This window comes from Campylobacter sp. MIT 21-1684, from assembly GCF_026241315.1.
Taxonomy (GTDB): Bacteria; Campylobacterota; Campylobacteria; order Campylobacterales; family Campylobacteraceae; genus Campylobacter_D.
Map to the genome: position 1 here is coordinate 73532 of NZ_JAPHNA010000002.1, position 15997 is coordinate 89528.

The 15997-nt window shown below is 34.3% G+C and carries 13 protein-coding genes and 1 tRNA gene; 13 read left to right on the top strand and 1 reads right to left on the bottom strand.

Going from position 1 to position 15997, the window contains the following annotated elements; translation table 11 throughout:
• The first annotated feature begins 86 nt into the window (after window positions 1–86).
• From nrfH to OQH62_RS01265, 4 genes are all read left to right on the top strand, one after another.
• Window positions 87–584, top strand: coding sequence for a cytochrome c nitrite reductase small subunit (nrfH, locus tag OQH62_RS01250; protein WP_266012775.1), 498 nt, complete (start codon window positions 87–89; stop codon window positions 582–584).
• Window positions 585–600: 16 nt separating this feature from the next.
• A complete protein-coding gene (locus tag OQH62_RS01255; RefSeq protein ID WP_266012777.1) occupies window positions 601–2424 on the top strand; it encodes an ammonia-forming cytochrome c nitrite reductase subunit c552 in 1824 nt (607 codons plus the stop codon).
• Window positions 2425–2519: 95 nt separating this feature from the next.
• Window positions 2520–3077, top strand: coding sequence for a hypothetical protein (locus tag OQH62_RS01260; RefSeq protein WP_266012779.1), 558 nt, complete (start codon window positions 2520–2522; stop codon window positions 3075–3077).
• 46 nt (window positions 3078–3123) lie between these two features.
• Window positions 3124–3213 (top strand) — tRNA-Ser (locus tag OQH62_RS01265).
• Window positions 3214–3342: 129 nt separating this feature from the next.
• On the opposite strand, the gene OQH62_RS01270 is transcribed toward OQH62_RS01265, so the two are convergent.
• Complete coding sequence (locus tag OQH62_RS01270) at window positions 3343–4836, bottom strand: CoA-acylating methylmalonate-semialdehyde dehydrogenase (RefSeq protein ID WP_266012781.1); 1494 nt, start codon at window positions 4834–4836, stop codon at window positions 3343–3345.
• Between the two features lie 281 nt (window positions 4837–5117).
• On the opposite strand from OQH62_RS01270, the gene OQH62_RS01275 reads away from it, so the two are divergent.
• Genes OQH62_RS01275 through OQH62_RS01315 form a run of 9 tightly spaced genes read left to right on the top strand, consistent with a single transcriptional unit; the run spans window position 5118 to window position 15991 of the window.
• Window positions 5118–6017 carry a sugar ABC transporter substrate-binding protein gene (locus OQH62_RS01275; protein WP_266012783.1) on the top strand — a complete coding sequence of 300 codons (900 nt, stop codon included), beginning with the start codon at window positions 5118–5120 and terminating at the stop codon, window positions 6015–6017.
• A gap of 9 nt (window positions 6018–6026) precedes the next feature.
• Complete coding sequence (locus tag OQH62_RS01280) at window positions 6027–7103, top strand: ABC transporter permease (RefSeq protein WP_266012785.1); 1077 nt, start codon at window positions 6027–6029, stop codon at window positions 7101–7103.
• 1 nt (window position 7104) lies between these two features.
• Complete coding sequence (locus OQH62_RS01285; RefSeq protein ID WP_266012787.1) at window positions 7105–7902, top strand: ATP-binding cassette domain-containing protein; 798 nt, start codon at window positions 7105–7107, stop codon at window positions 7900–7902.
• 9 nt (window positions 7903–7911) lie between these two features.
• Entirely contained in the window at window positions 7912–9756 is a 1845-nt protein-coding gene (gene iolD / locus OQH62_RS01290) for a 3D-(3,5/4)-trihydroxycyclohexane-1,2-dione acylhydrolase (decyclizing) (protein ID WP_266012789.1), read from the top strand.
• Window positions 9757–10656 (top strand): myo-inosose-2 dehydratase, encoded by a 900-nt coding sequence (gene iolE, locus OQH62_RS01295; RefSeq protein ID WP_266012791.1) that lies wholly within the window; start codon window positions 9757–9759, stop codon window positions 10654–10656.
• Complete coding sequence (locus OQH62_RS01300) at window positions 10653–11819, top strand: Gfo/Idh/MocA family protein (RefSeq protein WP_266012793.1); 1167 nt, start codon at window positions 10653–10655, stop codon at window positions 11817–11819. Before iolE ends, OQH62_RS01300 begins: the two co-directional genes overlap by 4 nt.
• Window positions 11816–13525: an L-arabinonate dehydratase gene (gene araD / locus OQH62_RS01305; RefSeq protein WP_266012795.1), complete on the top strand. Its 1710-nt coding sequence runs from the start codon at window positions 11816–11818 to the stop codon at window positions 13523–13525. Before OQH62_RS01300 ends, araD begins: the two co-directional genes overlap by 4 nt.
• Before the next feature lie 9 nt (window positions 13526–13534).
• Window positions 13535–14545, top strand: coding sequence for an inositol 2-dehydrogenase (iolG, locus tag OQH62_RS01310; RefSeq protein WP_266012797.1), 1011 nt, complete (start codon window positions 13535–13537; stop codon window positions 14543–14545).
• Window positions 14546–14548: 3 nt separating this feature from the next.
• Window positions 14549–15991 carry an NAD-dependent succinate-semialdehyde dehydrogenase gene (locus OQH62_RS01315; protein WP_266012799.1) on the top strand — a complete coding sequence of 481 codons (1443 nt, stop codon included), beginning with the start codon at window positions 14549–14551 and terminating at the stop codon, window positions 15989–15991.
• Window positions 15992–15997: the final 6 nt, after the last annotated feature.

A 15997-nucleotide genomic window follows, 5' to 3' on the forward strand; every position in this document is an offset into this window, starting at 1 on the left:
AAATATATCCTTAAAATAATATTAAATATTTTTATGATATATTTTATTTTCGTCATTGTCAGTTTTGTAAATTTGGAGGAAGTATTATGAAAGAAAAAAAGAATTTTGATTTTTTTAGTATTTTTCTTATTTTACTTTTTGTATTTTTTGCTACAGGTTTTTATACTTTTTATAATGCAAAAGGTACCTCTTACTTGAGTAATGCAAGTGAATCCTGTAATAACTGTCATATTATGAATCAAGTTTATAACGACTATTTGGCTGCTCCTCATTCTAAAAAAGTAGCAGGAGAACCAAGAGCAACCTGTTCTGATTGTCATTTACCTCATAGTTTTATTGATAAATGGGTTGCTAAAACTGAAAGTGGTTTAGGCCACGCTTATGCTTTTACTTTTAAACTTGATGAATTGCCAACAAATTTAAGTGCTAATGAAAAAAGCAAACAAATGGTACAAGAAAATTGTATTCGTTGTCATAGTGAATTTGCAGCTGTGGCCATTAATGCAAGTACAAATCCACACAATGATAAAAGTTTAAGTTGTGTGTCTTGTCATAGTAGTGTTGGACATAAACGCGGATTTTAATTTTTAAAGGATTGGTATGAATAAGAAAATTTCATTGTTTGGTATAGTTGTTTTGGTTGTGCTTATAGGGGCGGTTTTATGGCTCAATAACGACATTAGCAAGAAACAAAATGAAGGCTTAGGAGGGATTGATAACAAAAATTTTGTTGAATTAAGTGATGACAATCCTGTCTTTGATGAATGGGGTAAGAATTTTCCTGATCATTTAGATATGTATTTGCAAGTGGAAACTCAAAAGCCTATTCCTACAGAATTTGGTGGAAATTTAGCGTATTCAAAACTGATACGTTATCCGCAATTAACTTTGCTTTGGGCAGGCTATCCTTTTTCAATCGATGCAAATGAAGAAAGAGGGCATTTTTGGATACAGGTTGATCAAATGGATACGGCAAGAAATAATAAAGATTTTCTTAATGCGCACGGTTTTGCCGGTTTTGGTGGTCAGCCTACAGCCTGTATGAATTGCCATAGTGGTTGGACTCCTTGGCTTTTAAAAAACATAGCACAAAATGATTGGATTGCTTTTAATTCTACAAAATATTGGACTATGATTAAAAATATTCCAGCGCTCAATGGTATAGTGGAAAATTCCGAACAACACGCAGGACCTCACGGTGGCAAGAGAATGGGCGTTACCTGTGCTGACTGTCATAATCCAAACGATATGCAACTTCGTTTGACAAGACCAGCAGCGATTAATGCTTTAGTTCAATTTAGAGGCTATGAAGCTGACGCAATTACAGGTGTAAAAGCGAGCAGGGAAGAGATGAGAACTTTGGTTTGTTCTCAATGTCACGTTGAATATTATTTTAGACCAACTGGGCAAAAAGTTACGGTTATGGGAGAGAGTATTACAAACGATACTTCAAAAAAATGGTGGAATGGTACTCAAAAGACTTATGATGAATACGAATTTTGGAGAGATGGTAACAAGCCAACTGAAATTGAAGTTGATGGTATAGAACTTGTATTCCCTTGGGCTGAATGGAAAAAAGGACAACCATTTAGAATAGAAATGTTTGATGATTATTATGAGAAGATACGTGCTATTTTCAATAAAGACTGGGTGCATAAAATCACAGATGCACCTATGATTAAGATTCAACATCCAGAAAGTGAGCTTTATAGTGGTGGTGTGCATGCTGCAAATGGTGTAAGTTGTGCCGATTGTCATATGCCTTATATAAGAAAAGGTTCAAAAAAACTTACTCAACACAATATCACTTCACCTCTGCAAGATATTAATTCAGCGTGTAAGACTTGTCATACTCAAAGCGAGGATTATTTACGAGCACAGATTAAAGATATTCAAAATTCTGTCGCTTATGATTTAAGAACAGCAGAGTACGGCATAGTAAGTTTGATAACAGATATTAAAACATTAAGAGAAAAACTCGGTGTTTTAGTAGAGTATCAAACAGATGGACAAGCTGATAAGGCTAAGATTTCAGATACTCTCAAAGAAGTTTTAGAACTCCATAGAAAAGCTCAAATGAGAGCAGATTTTGTTGGTGCTGAAAATTCAACAGGTTTTCATAATCCAAGAGAAGCTTCAAGAATGCTTTTACAAGCTATTGATATGGCAAGACAGGGACAAACAAAACTCGTTGAAATTGCAAATGCCAATCACATTAAAGATTTTAAAACTTCAAATTTGGGATTTGATGATATGCAACAGCTCAATCCGGGTGAAATTCATTATAAAGTAGATGTTAATGAACACAAAGCAGGTGAGCGTTATTATAAACACGGTAATGTCAATGGTAATCCTCCCGCCCAATATCTAGTAAATGATAAAAACCTTGCACCTTACAATTACAACATTGTAGATAAGAAATAAAATCAGGTCTTAATAAGACTTGATTTTAAATTTACTTTTATAATACATTATAAAGAATAAACTTTGCTTTTGTAAAGGCTAATAAAGGTACATTAATGATAAATAAAAACAAACTCTTTCGACAAATACATATCTATTGTAGTCTTTTTTTTCTTCCTGCTGCTTTGATTTTTGCTCTTTCAGGTCTTCTGTTTCTTTTTGATTTTCACTCAAGTATTGGTATGGAAGAACAGGATTATATTTTAGAAAAAAAGATTGAAAAAGGAGAGGAACAGCAACAATTATTGAATTTTTTAAAAGAACAAGGAATTAAAATTCCCTCAAACACCCAATTAAAAACAGGCAAAAAAAATAATACTTATGTTATGGGAGGAGTTCATTATAGCATTATAATGACTTTGATCGGGGAAAATCAATATAAAATTACAACACAAACAAGAAGCGTACTGGGAGATATGATGATGTTGCATAAAGATAAAGGAGAGTGGTATTTTTCTGTTTTAAGTGTTGGTTTGGGCATAGTTTTGTTTCTGCTTTATATTTCTGGACTTATTATTACTTTTTTCGCAAACAAAAAAGAGAGAAAGGGACAGATTATAGTATTTATTTTAGGTTTGTTGGTTACTGTAATTTTGTTTTATTGTAGTGTTTAGCGGTTTTAAGCTGTATATTATGTATTTTCTATATAATTAGACTTTTGGACAGATGGGTGAGTGGCTGAAACCACACCCCTGCTAAGGGTGCAGATCTTAACGGGTCTCGAGGGTTCAAATCCCTCTCTGTCCGCCACCGAAACTTTTTTTGAGTTTTCTAGCTAAGAATTTTAAAAAAGCAAATCAATGATAGCACTTAAAAGCAAGCTTCTATTCCAAGAAATTCTGCAAAGGGAATATTTCATTGGCATTATTTTACAATTTCTTAGGAATGTTTTTCTTCAAAATTAAAGATTATGTTTTCTTTCTCATTTGTAAAGTATCTTTGAGTTACAGTTTTTGTTTCTGTATAAAAGGTTACAGCTTGTTTGCCATAAGCGTGTAAATCCCCATAAAAAGAACCTTTCCAACCTGTAAAAGAGAAAAAAGGTAAAGGTACAGGTATAGGAACATTAACGCCAACCTGACCAACGCTGATTTCTTTGACAAAGAGTGAGGAGGCTGAGAGAGAATTTGTAAAGATAGAAGTACCGTTGCCAAATTCGTTTGTATTGATGATATTGATAGCTTCATTAAGGGTTTGAACTTCTAAAACACAAAGTACAGGAGCAAAAATTTCCTTTTTATAAATTTGCATATTTGTATTCACATTAGTAAAAACGCAAGGTCCAAGCCAGTTTCCATTAGGGTAGCCTTCTATTGTTATCCCTCTTCCGTCTAAAGCCAAAGTAGCTCCTTCTTCAATCCCACTTTCAATGATTTTTTTCACTCGTTCAAGAGCCTCGTTACTAATAAGTGGTCCATAAGCTGCTTTAGGATCATTATATGCTCCGGGCTTAACGCTTTTTAAACGATCAAGCAAGGTTTTAATAAATTTTTTTGCTTCACCAACAAAAATAACAACAGAAGTAGCCATACATCTTTGTCCCGCAGCACCCATAGAAGAACCTATGAGGGCATTGACAGCCTTTTCTTCATCAGCATCAGGCATAATAACCATATGATTCTTAGCTCCTACCAAAGCTTGAGCCCTTTTTAAATTTGCACTAGCACGTGAGTAAATATACGCACCAACAGCTGGAGAACCAACAAAAGAATAGGCTTTAATCAAAGGATGATCTAAAAGCATATCAACTTGTTCTTTTTGTCCGTGTACAACTTGTAAGATTCCTTTAGGAACATCACACTGCAGGAAAAGCTCTGCCAAACGCATTGCAGTTTGTGGAACAAGTTCGGAAGGTTTTAAAATAAAAGCATTGCCACATACAATAGCAAGTGGAAACATCCACAAAGGAATCATTCCGGGAAAATTAAAAGGTGTGATTCCAGCACATACTCCTAAAGCTTGTTTATAAGAAAAAGTATTAATACCTTTAGAAACATTTTCGACTGTTTCACCCATCAACAAAGTAGGAGCACTGCAAGCAAATTCGACTACTTCATATCCTCGTACTATATCTCCTTTTGCATCATCAAGAGTTTTACCCTGTTCTTTTGCTAAAATTGTAGCCAATTGCTCTAAATTTTCTTTAAGTAGAGCTTGGTACTGCAACATTGCTCTTACCCTTGTCATTATGGGAGTATCTCTGTATTCTAAAAAAGCTTTATGCGCTGAATGAACAGCTCGATCTATTTCATTTTTAAGCATACAAGGTACGCGCACCAAAACTTCTCCTGTAAGTGGAGAAAGCGATTCGACAAATTTGTCGCTTTTGCTTTCTATGAATTGTCCATCTACTAAAGCCTTAAGTTTATTCATTCTTTCTCCTTATTTGGTTATGAGTTTTTATTTCTAAATACAAATTTTAAACAGTTTAAAAAATGTGTGATTGAGACTTGTAACTCTTGTTTGAAATCTAACATAATTTTATATTTTTTTTGAAAAAATATCCTATTTTATGTAACTTTATGTAACTTTATGTAACTTTATGTAACTTTATAGCGGCAAATTTACAAAATAATTCCTCAATTATTTAATATTTTTTCAAAATTAAAAAAATAATCTGTATTATATCGTAATATATTGCTTAAGGAGTTATTATGTTAAACAAAGTTTTTTTGATGGTATTGTGTCTTTGTACTTTAGCTTTGGCTAAAGATATAAATATTGTTTTTGTAACACACGGGACTGATGGAGATCCTTTTTGGAGCGTTTTTAAAAACGGAGTGAGTGATGCAGCTAAAGAAACAAAAGTCAAGGTTGATTACCGCAATCCTGCAAATGGGGACAAGACAGAGATGGCAAGACTGATACAATCAGCTGTTTCAAAACGACCTGATGGACTTATTGTTACTATACCAGATAAAAATGCTCTTTCAAAGGATATTAAAAAAGCAAGAGACTTAAATATCCCAGTCATAGTCGTCAATTCAGGAGAAGAAGTTAGCAAAGAACTTGGTACTTTGATGTATATAGGCTCTTCTGAATATAAAGCAGGCTTATTAGCTGGAAAAAAAGCAAAAGAGGCTGGAGTAAAAAGCTTTGTTTGTGTTAATCACGAGATTACAAACACGGTTTTAGAACAAAGATGTCAAGGTTTTGCTGATGGTTTGGGTATTAAAAACAATATGATTGATACTGGGTATGACCCAAGCGAAATCCAAAAAAGACTTGAACCTTATTTAAAAAATGTTGATGCTATTTTGACTATAGGACCTATTTCAGCTTCTGCAACAATAGATCTTTTAAAGAAAAAAAGAATAGAAAAATATTTTGCAACCTTTGATCTTTCAAAAGAAATCACACAAGCGATTAAAGATAATGTGATTCAATTTGCAATTGACCAACAACAATATCTTCAAGGTTATTTGCCTATCATTTTCCTAGCGCAGTATGCAAAATATGGAGTTATCCCAAGTGTAGATGTTTTAACAGGACCTGCTTTTGTGGATAAAAACAATGTAAAGCAAGTTGAAGAGCTTGCAGGAACATACAGATAGGGGCATTTTATGGATGAAAGACTTAAAAAAGAAAGCCTACTGAAGAAAATTCTCAAAAAGCCAGAATTTCCTCCTGTGCTTGGAGCAGTCGTAATCTTTGTAATTTTTTTCTTTCTTGCAAGTGGTGATATGTTCTCTTTGGAAGGAAGTCTTTCTTGGATAGAGCAAGCTGCTTTGATAGGCATACTTGCAGTAGGAGTTTGTTTGTTGATGATAGCGGGCGAGTTTGATTTGTCCATAGGTTCTATGATAGGTTTTTCTGGAATGATGATGGCTATTTTAATTGTGGAATATAAGATGAATGTTTCACTTGCTATCATTCTTACATTTCTTGTTTCTATGCTTATTGGTTTTATAAATGGATATTTGGTTATAAAGACAAAACTGCCTTCCTTTATAGTTACTCTCGGTTCTTTGTTTATTTTAAGGGGTTTGACAGTAGCACTTTCAAGACTCCTTACAAATCAAACCCTTGTTTCTGGAGTGAATGAGTATTCTAGTGAAAGTTGGTTTGCAGCATTCTTTGGAGGTGAAACTTTTACTGAAGTTTTTAGTTTTTTAGCAAAACATCAACTTATTACAACCTATCCTGATGGCACTCCTGTGGTAAGTGGCATTAAAATGGTCATAGTGTGGTGGATAGGCTTGAGCATACTTGGAGTTATACTTTTAAGACTAACAAAATATGGCAATTGGATTTATGCAACAGGAGGAGATGAACAAGCTTCTAAAAATATGGGCGTTCCTACAAATAAAGTCAAAATTGCTCTTTTTATGCTTACTGCTTTTTGCGCTAGTGTTTTTGCGGCGTGTCAAGTGTTTGATTATGGTTCAGCAGATGCTCAAAGAGGACTTTTGAAAGAATTTGAGGCAATTATTGCTGTTGTTATGGGTGGGGCTTTGCTGACAGGAGGATATGGGACTGTTATCGGTGCCTTTTTAGGAGCGTTAATTTTTGGTGTTGTAAATATAGGAATTTCTTACACAAGCATTGACAGCGATTATTTTAGAGTGTTTTTGGGTTGTATGCTTTTAATAGCTGTCATCTTTAGCGATTCTATTCGAAAAAAAATTATGAGGCAATAAAATGCAAAAAGAAGCTCTTATTCATATTGAAAATATTACAAAACATTTTGGCAATATCATAGCACTTAATGGTATAAGTTTAGACTTATATCCGGGTGAGGTTATGTGCTTGCTTGGCGATAATGGAGCAGGTAAATCAACACTGATAAAAACTTTGGCAGGAGTGCACGAAAAAACTTCAGGAGTCTATAAAATCAACAATAAAGATGTGATTTCTCCGACTCCTCAAAAAATTCTTGATGAGGGTGTGGCTACTGTGTATCAAGATTTATCAACCATTCCTTTAATGTCCCTAACAAGGAATTTCTTTCTAGGCAGAGAGGATGAAATTCTTAAAAAATTTCTTTTCTTAAAGATAATGGATTTCAAAAAAGCTGACAAAATAACTATAGAAGCTATGAAGGATATAGGCATTAGCGTTAGAGAGCCTTCTCAACCTATTGGGACTTTAAGCGGTGGTGAAAGACAATGCCTTGCTATTGCTAAAGCCGTGCATTTTGGTGCAAAAGTCTTAATTTTGGATGAACCAACTTCTGCCTTAGGAGTAGCTCAATCTTCTATGGTTTTAAAATATATCTTACAAGCGCGTAAAAGAAATTTGGGAGTCATTTTTATCACCCATAATGTCTATCACGCTTATGCTGTTGGTGATAGATTTACCATACTTAATAGAGGAAAAACTTTAGGAACTTTCAAAAAAAGCGAAATAAGCATTGAAAATTTACAAAGCAAAATGGCTGGAGATAAAACTATACAAGATTTAAGTGATGAGCTTGGTGAAAATGCTTACAATTTATAAGGAATAAGAATGAAAACACTGCGTTTAACAACAACACAAGCTCTCGTGCAATTTTTAAAATCTCAATATCTTTCTGTTAATGGCAAAGAAGAGCGACTTTTTTATGGAGGTTTTGGGATATTTGGGCACGGCAATGTAACTTGTTTGGCAGAATCCTTGTATGATGCAAGAGAAGAATTGCCGACATACAGAGGTCAAAATGAACAGTCTATGGCTTTGGCAGCACTTGGATTTACAAAAGCAAAAAACAGAAAACAGATAATGTTTGTAAGCTCTTCAATAGGTCCGGGCGCTACTAATATGATTACAGCTTGTGGAGTCGCTTATACGAATTCTTTGCCTCTTTTAGTATTGGCTGGAGATTATTTCCATAACAGATTTTCTACTCCCGTATTACAACAGATTGAACAAAATTATGATTCCACAGCATCTGCAAATGACTGCTTTAAACCTATAGTAAAGTATTGGGATAGAATTACCATCCCAGAACAACTCTTGCACAGCCTCCCTCTTGCTCTTGAAACTCTTTTAAATCCTGCAACTTGCGGACCTGTCTTTCTTGGGCTTTGTCAAGATACTCAAGCTCAAGCTTTTGATTTTCCTCTGACTTTTTTAGAAAAAAGAGTCCATCATATACCAAGACAAAGAGCTGATAGAGAAAAATTACAGCAGGCTGCAAGACTGATAATTCAAAATAAAAAAATTGTCATTTTAGCAGGTGCCGGGGTTATTTATTCAGAAGCACAAGAAGAACTTTTGCAGTTTTCACAAAGCTTACAAATTCCTTTTGTAACGACTGCAAGTGCAAAATCTCTTTGTAAGCATAATGAAAAATACAATATTGGTCCTGTCGGAATTTTGGGCTCACAATCAGCTAATGATTTGTTAAAAGAGAGTGATTGTGTTGTAGTTATAGGAAGTAGATTGCAGGATTTTACCACTGCTTCTTGGACAAATTTCAATCAAAATACAAAGCTGATTACTATAAATACTTGTAGTCTTGATGCAATCAAACATCAAAGTTTGGCATTATGCTCTGATGCTAAAGAGGCTTTAAAAGAATTACTCCCTTTGTGTAAAAACTATAAAGCCGATACAAATTTTTTAGACTTAGCATTTGAAAAGAAGAGAAATTACGATGTGTATATTAGTCAAAGATGTGAAAGCAAAGGAGAGCTTTTAAGCTATGCAAATGTTATTGGTTGTCTTAATACTCTTGTTAATGAAAAAGATAAAATAGTTCTTGCAGCTGGCGGCTTACCGGGGGAATTTAATACCTTATGGAAAAACTTAGCCTTTGGTTCTATTGATCACGAATATGGTTTTTCTTGTATGGGGTATGAAATTTCCGGTGGTTACGGTTGTGCTATTGCTCATAAAGAAGGCGATACTATCGTATTGTGTGGAGATGGTTCTTATATGATGCTTAATAGTGAGTTATATTCTTCGGTATTAACGGGGGATAAAATGATCATACTTGTTTGCGACAATGAAGGCTATGCGGTTATTAACCGTTTGCAAGTACATCAAGGTGGAGAGCCTTTTAACAATCTTATCAAAGATTGCAAAAGAACAAGGGAAGCATTTATGATAGATTTTGTCGCTCACGCGAAAAGTTTAGGTGCTAATGGTGGTTTTGCCTCTACCTTAGAAGAATTTCAAGCTCTTTTTAAGGAGGCAAGAGAGAGTAAAGAAAGTTTCGTTATTCATATTAAAGTCTCTGCTTATGATTGGACTGAATATTCAAATACTTGGTGGGAAGTTGGAGTCCCTGAAGTAAGCCATAAAGAGAGCATAATTCAAGCAAGAAAAAACTATGAAATGCAAAGTCTCAAGCAAAGAAAGGGAATATGAATGAATGATGAAATTGGCGTTAAAATAGCTATTTCTCCTATTGCTTGGAGTAATGATGATCTTAGAGAACTTGGTGGAGAAACAAGTTTGCAGACTTTTTTAGATGATGCGAAAAATATAGGTTTTGACGGGGTTGAATTAGGCAGTAAATTTCCAAACGATAAAAAAGAACTCAAAAGCATTTTAAAAGATTATAACTTAGAGCTTGCAGGAGGTTGGTTTAGTGGAAATTTATTGATAAATTCTTTAGAAGAGGAAAAAGAAAATTTACTTAAAGAAATAGAAAGAAGAGTTTTTAATGGATGTTCAAATATAGTGTATGCTGAATGTTCAAATACTATTCAAGGAAAAGCTATTTCTTTAAGTAAAAAACCGATTTTAAGCAATGATGAAATGAAAAAGTATGCTGAAAAATATTCCATTTTGCACGACTTTGTCAAACAAAATGGGGTAACACTTGCTTATCATCATCATATGGGAACTATTATACAAACAGCACAAGAGGTGGATTTATTTTTACGGTATTGCTCAAAAGAAGTAGGGCTTACTTTTGACACAGGACATTTTTATTTTGCTGGGGCTCATCCTCTTTACGAATTGCAAAAACATACAGAGAGAATTTATCATATACATTTGAAAGATGTTAGAGAAAATATTAAAAGGCAATGTTTGCAAAAGGATTGTAATTTCTTGGAAGCAGTACTTGAAGGAATTTTTACAACGCCCGGTAATGGGGCGATTGACTTTTGTAGCATTATAGAATGCTTAAAAGAAAACAAATATAGCGGGTGGATTGTGATAGAAGCCGAGCAGGATCCAAGAAAAGCAGACCCTTTTGAGTACTCTCAAGCTGCTTTTGAATTTATACAAGGTTTATTGCAAGAGAAAGACAAAAAATGAAAAAATATGGCATAGGTGTTATTGGTATGGGTTGGATGGGTGAAACTCACAGCAGTGCTTATATTAATTACAAAATAAAATTTGCTCATACAGGCATAATTCCAGAACTTATCATTTGCAGTGAAATTTTACAAGAAAGGGCACAAAGGGCAAAAGAAAAATTTGGTTTTAAAACATATAGTACCTCTTGGAAAGATGTTGTTGATCACCCTGAAGTTGATATAGTCGATATTACCGCACCAAATTCTTTGCATTTAGAAATCATTGAATATTGTCTGCAAAAAAACAAACACATAAACTGCGAAAAACCTGTTGGTGCTTTTCCTCAAGAAACACTAAAAGCTTATGAGCTTAGTAAAAATTCAAATAAACAAAGTTTTGTTGGTTTTAATTATCGCTGGGCTCCTTTAGTTCAGTTTAGTAAGGAACTTATTTCAAGTGGAAAATTAGGAAAAATTCACCATTACAAAGGAAGTTTTTTTTCTTGCTATGCAGCTGATAAACTTGGAGCTTATTCGTGGAGGTTTGAAAAAGAAAATGGCTTGGGCGCGATAAGCGATTTGCTTAGTCATAGCATTGATATGGCTCATTATTTAATCGGTGATATTAAAAGTGTCAGTGGGATTATGAAAACTTTTTTACACGAAAGACCTCTTGCTAAAGATGGACAAAGTCATTATGCAAAAGCAGATGAAAATGCTGAAAAGAAAGTTGTAACTAATGATGATTATGCAGGAGCTATGGTTAGTTTTAAAAATGGCTGTGAGGGTTTTATCGATGCTTCAAGAGTTTTTTATGGTCCAACTTCAAGACATTGTTTTGAAATTTTTGCAGAAAAAGGAAGTGTGAAATGGAATTTTGAAGAGATGAATGTTTTAGAAGTCTTCTTAAAAGAGGAAGAGGATGCTTTGAATGGATACAGAAAAATTTATTCTTCGCCTAAACATCCTTATCATCAGTATTTCAATCCTTCTGATGGTTCAAGTTTGGGTTATGATGATTTAAAGGTAATTGAAATAGCCAATTTTTTAGAAAATATCTATAGTAATAAAATAATTCATCAAGCAGACTTTCTTTGTGCAGCTAAAGTCGCAAAGGTAATTGAGGCAATTACACAATCAAATACAAGCAAAAAAGAAGAATTTGTGGGAGAAGTTGAATGAAAAAGTTGAGAAGTTTAAGATGGTTTGAAAGGAATGATTTAAGAAGTTTTGGACACCGCTCCCGTGTTAATCAAATGGGGTATAGTCCAGAAGAATACATAGGCAAACCTATTATTGCTATTGTTAATACTTGGAATGAATTTAACACTTGTCATACCCATTTTAAAGAAAGAGTGGAGGATATTAAAAGGGGAGTATTGCAGGCAGGAGGTTTTCCATTAGAACTTCCTGTGATGAGCGTGGCAGAACAGCTTATGAAACCAACTTCAATGATGTTTCGTAATTTTTTAGCTATGGAAGTTGAAGAAATGCTTCGCGCTTTTCCTGTTGATGGAGCGGTTTTAATGGGAGGCTGTGATAAAACTACACCGGGTGTTTTAATGGGCGGATTTTCTTGCAATATACCTCTTATTTATATGCCAGCAGGGGCAATGTTAAGAGGAAATTATAGAGGGGAAGTTTTAGGAAGTGGGACGGATGTTTGGAAATATTGGGATTTAAAGCAGGCGGGATGTTTTTCAGAATGTGAATGGAAACAACTTGAAATGGGCATAGCAAGAAGTGCAGGAACGTGTATGACAATGGGAACTGCTGCTACTATGATGATAATGGCAGAGGCATTAGGGGTTTCTTTACCGGGTGCATCATCAATACCTGCTGTGGATTCAAATCATCGTCGTATGGCTAGAGAATGTGGAGTGAGGATAGTAGCATTAGCAAAGGAAGATATAAAACCTTCAGATATTCTTACAAGAGAATGCTTTGAAAATGCTATCATCACTTTAAATGCTACTAGTGGTTCTACAAATGCTATTATCCATCTTTTAGCACTTGCAAAAAGAGCTCACCTCTCTTTAAAACTTGATGATTTTGAAAACATTGGCAAGGATATTCCTTTACTCCTCAATCTTAAGCCTTCTGGAAAATATGTTATGGAAGATTTTTACTATGCCGGTGGAATTTTAGCCTTGCAAAAAGTTTTGCAATCAAAACTGCATAATATTAATACAATCAATGGAAAAAAATTGTATGAAAATATTAAAGATGCTGAAGTATTTAATCCTGAAGTAATCTCTACTCTTGAAAAACCATTCAATAAAGAACCTTCCTTATCAGTACTCAAAGGCAATCTCTGTCCCAATGGTGCTATTTTAAAACAATCTGCTTGTGAAAAGAGACTTTTAAAACATAGAGGCAAAGCTTTAGTTTATGAGGATATAGAAGAGCTTAAAGCAAATATTGATGATGAAACGCTTTGTGTAGATGAAAATACTGTGCTTGTTTTGAAAAATGCTGGTCCAGTAGGTGCTCCGGGTATGCCAGAATGGGGGCAATTGCCAATTCCTAAAAAATTGCTGAAGCTTGGAGTGAAAGACATGATACGTATTTCTGATGCAAGAATGAGTGGAACAAGCTATGGAGCTTGTATTTTGCACGTTAGTCCTGAATCATTCATAGGTGGAAATTTAGCATTGGTACGAACAGGAGATATTATCCATTTAGATGTAGAAAAAAGACTTTTAGAACTCTGTGTTGATGAAGCAGAACTTGCAGAGCGTCGAAAGGCTTATAAAGCGCCAAAAAGGGAGTATGAATCAGGTTATGTAAAACTTTACACTCAGTATGTTACTCAAGCTGATGAGGGGTGTGATTTTGATTTTTTAAGCACAGGCAACAGAAAGAATCAAGAGCCAAGAATTTTTTAAGGAGAAAAAATGAGACAGATTCGAATCGGAGTTTTTGGAACAGGGAGAATAGGAAAAATTCATATAAAAAATTTACTTAATCATCCACAAGTCATTTTGAAAGCAGTTTCTGATCCTTTTATTGATAAAGATTTTCTTTGTACTCTTAATGGAACCGTTTATAAAGAGAAAGATGAACTTTTACAAGACAATGAAATTGAAGCTGTTTTTATCTGCACACCAAGTGATACACATTATGAGCTTATTAAAGAAGCTTTGAGAGCAAAAAAAGCTGTATTTTGTGAAAAGCCCATAGAGTTAGATTTAAATCGAATTTTAGAAATTAAGCAAATTCTTAAAGAAACTCAAGGTTTTTTGCAAGTAGGTTTTAACAGACGCTTTGATGCAAATTTTCACCAAATAGCAAAACTTGTCAGCGAAGGTGAAGTAGGAGATATTATTCAAATTCATATTATTTCAAGAGATTTTTCACCACCTTCAAAAGCCTATGTAGAAAGCTCTGGTGGAATATTTTTGGATATGAGCATTCACGATTTTGATATGCTTGCTTTTATTACAAAAAGTCAAGTAGAAGAAATATTCGTAAGCGGGAGAAACTTTGTTACAGACTATGATGATATAGATACAGCAACTATGACTTTGCATCTTTCTAACGGTGCTTTAGCTGTGATTGAAAATTGCCGTCAAGCTGTTTATGGTTATGATCAACGCCTAGAGGTTTTTGGAAAGAAAGGACGGGTTTTTTGTGAGAATAAATATGAAAATTCAGTAACTTTGTGTAATTCCCGTAATCAAAACAGACAAAATCCTTTAGACTTTTTTTTGGAACGTTATATAGATTCGTATAAAAATGAATTAGACGATTTTATCACTAATTTTTGCAATGGTAAGAAGCCAAGCGTTGGTATTGAGGAAAGCATACAATCAACTCTTGTAGCTTTAGCTGCTGCAAAGTCTCTACAAACAAAAAGTCTTGTTTGTATAGATGAGTTTAAAAAACAATATAAAATTGGAGAGTGAAGAATGAATAAATATGACGGTTATGATCTTTATATTAATGGAGAATTTGTAAGAGGCAAAGAGCAAAGTTTTGAGGTTATTAACCCTTGCAATGAAGAAATTTTAGGAACGATTTTTTCGGCTTCAAAAGAACAGATTAATGAGGCTATTGACACAGCCGATATTGCACTACAAACATACAAAGAGCTTGACACTTGGCAAAGGGCTGAAAAAATTCTTAAGGTTGCAGATTTTCTTAAAGAAAATATCGATGAAATTGCTACCATACTCACAAAAGAAACAGGAAAACCTCTTGCTCAAAGTAGGAGGGAAATTCATCTTGCTAAAGATCAGTTTATTTGGTTTAGCGAACAGACCAAAAGGATACAAGGAAAAATTCTACAAAGTAGGAATAAAAATACTCAAGTTTATATAAACTATGAGCCCATAGGGATAGTTGCTGCATTTTCTTCTTGGAATTTTCCTCTTTTGCTTAGTGCAAGAAAAATTGCTCCTGCTTTAGCAGCCGGTTGTCCTATTATTGTCCGTAGTTCAGATCTTACTCCTCTTGTTACAAAATGCCTTTTTAAAGCTTTACACAGAGCAGAATTTCCAAAAGGAATGGTGAGTCTTTTATGCGGAAATGCTTCACTTATCTCTTCTCTTGTGATGAATGATACTCGTGTAAGAAAAATTTCTCTCACAGGTTCGACCTTTGTTGGACGACAAATGATTAAAGATTCAAGTATTACTTTAAAAAAAGTAACTATGGAGCTTGGAGGACACGCTCCTGTGATTATACACGAAGATGTAAATGTTGAAGAAGTTGCTGCTTTGTGTGTCAAAACAAAATTTGCAAATGCAGGACAAGTATGTGTTTCTCCGACTCGTTTTTATATCCATAGTAGCATTATGGATGAGTTTTGTGAATGTTTTAGAAAAGAAACTTTAAAAATAAAACTTGGAAATGGCTTAGATGAAGATGTTGATATGGGTCCTTTAATCACAAAAAAGAGAGTAACAGAAATTGAAAGCTTCATCGAAAAAGCCAAAGAAAATAAAGGGCAGATTCTATGCGGCGGCAAAAGGGCAGAAGGTTTTACAAAAGGATATTTTTTTGAACCAACAGTCATTAGAGATTTACCTGACACTTCGCCTTTGCTTTGCGATGAAATTTTTGGTCCTATAGCTCTTTTGCAAAGTTTTTCTGCTCTTGAAGAAGTCTTTCAAAAAGCAAATAGTACAGAATACGCTCTAGCATCTTACAGCTTTACTACTTCACTTGAAAAAGCCCAACTCACTGCACAGAATCTAAGTTCAGGTATGGTAGGAATTAACAGCTTTGCTTTGGCTGCTGCTGAAATTCCTTTTGGAGGGATTAAAGCAAGTGGCTTTGGGAGAGAGAGCGGTGAAGAAGGAATGTATGAATATCTTCATTCAAAAATCATTACTCAACAATATAAATAAAGATTT

Excerpts from the sequence above, each read along its gene's own strand:
- OQH62_RS01275 (WP_266012783.1), top strand. The coding sequence starts at position 5,118 with ATGTTAAACAAAGTTTTTTTGATGGTATTGTGTCTTTGTACTTTAGCT.
- OQH62_RS01280 (WP_266012785.1), top strand. The coding sequence starts at position 6,027 with ATGGATGAAAGACTTAAAAAAGAAAGCCTACTGAAGAAAATTCTCAAA.
- OQH62_RS01300 (WP_266012793.1), top strand. The coding sequence starts at position 10,653 with ATGAAAAAATATGGCATAGGTGTTATTGGTATGGGTTGGATGGGTGAA.
- OQH62_RS01270 (WP_266012781.1), bottom strand. The coding sequence starts at position 4,836 with ATGAATAAACTTAAGGCTTTAGTAGATGGACAATTCATAGAAAGCAAA.
- OQH62_RS01260 (WP_266012779.1), top strand. The coding sequence starts at position 2,520 with ATGATAAATAAAAACAAACTCTTTCGACAAATACATATCTATTGTAGT.
- OQH62_RS01255 (WP_266012777.1), top strand. The coding sequence starts at position 601 with ATGAATAAGAAAATTTCATTGTTTGGTATAGTTGTTTTGGTTGTGCTT.
- iolE (WP_266012791.1), top strand. The coding sequence starts at position 9,757 with ATGAATGATGAAATTGGCGTTAAAATAGCTATTTCTCCTATTGCTTGG.
- araD (WP_266012795.1), top strand. The coding sequence starts at position 11,816 with ATGAAAAAGTTGAGAAGTTTAAGATGGTTTGAAAGGAATGATTTAAGA.
- OQH62_RS01285 (WP_266012787.1), top strand. The coding sequence starts at position 7,105 with ATGCAAAAAGAAGCTCTTATTCATATTGAAAATATTACAAAACATTTT.
- nrfH (WP_266012775.1), top strand. The coding sequence starts at position 87 with ATGAAAGAAAAAAAGAATTTTGATTTTTTTAGTATTTTTCTTATTTTA.
- iolG (WP_266012797.1), top strand. The coding sequence starts at position 13,535 with ATGAGACAGATTCGAATCGGAGTTTTTGGAACAGGGAGAATAGGAAAA.
- OQH62_RS01315 (WP_266012799.1), top strand. The coding sequence starts at position 14,549 with ATGAATAAATATGACGGTTATGATCTTTATATTAATGGAGAATTTGTA.
- iolD (WP_266012789.1), top strand. The coding sequence starts at position 7,912 with ATGAAAACACTGCGTTTAACAACAACACAAGCTCTCGTGCAATTTTTA.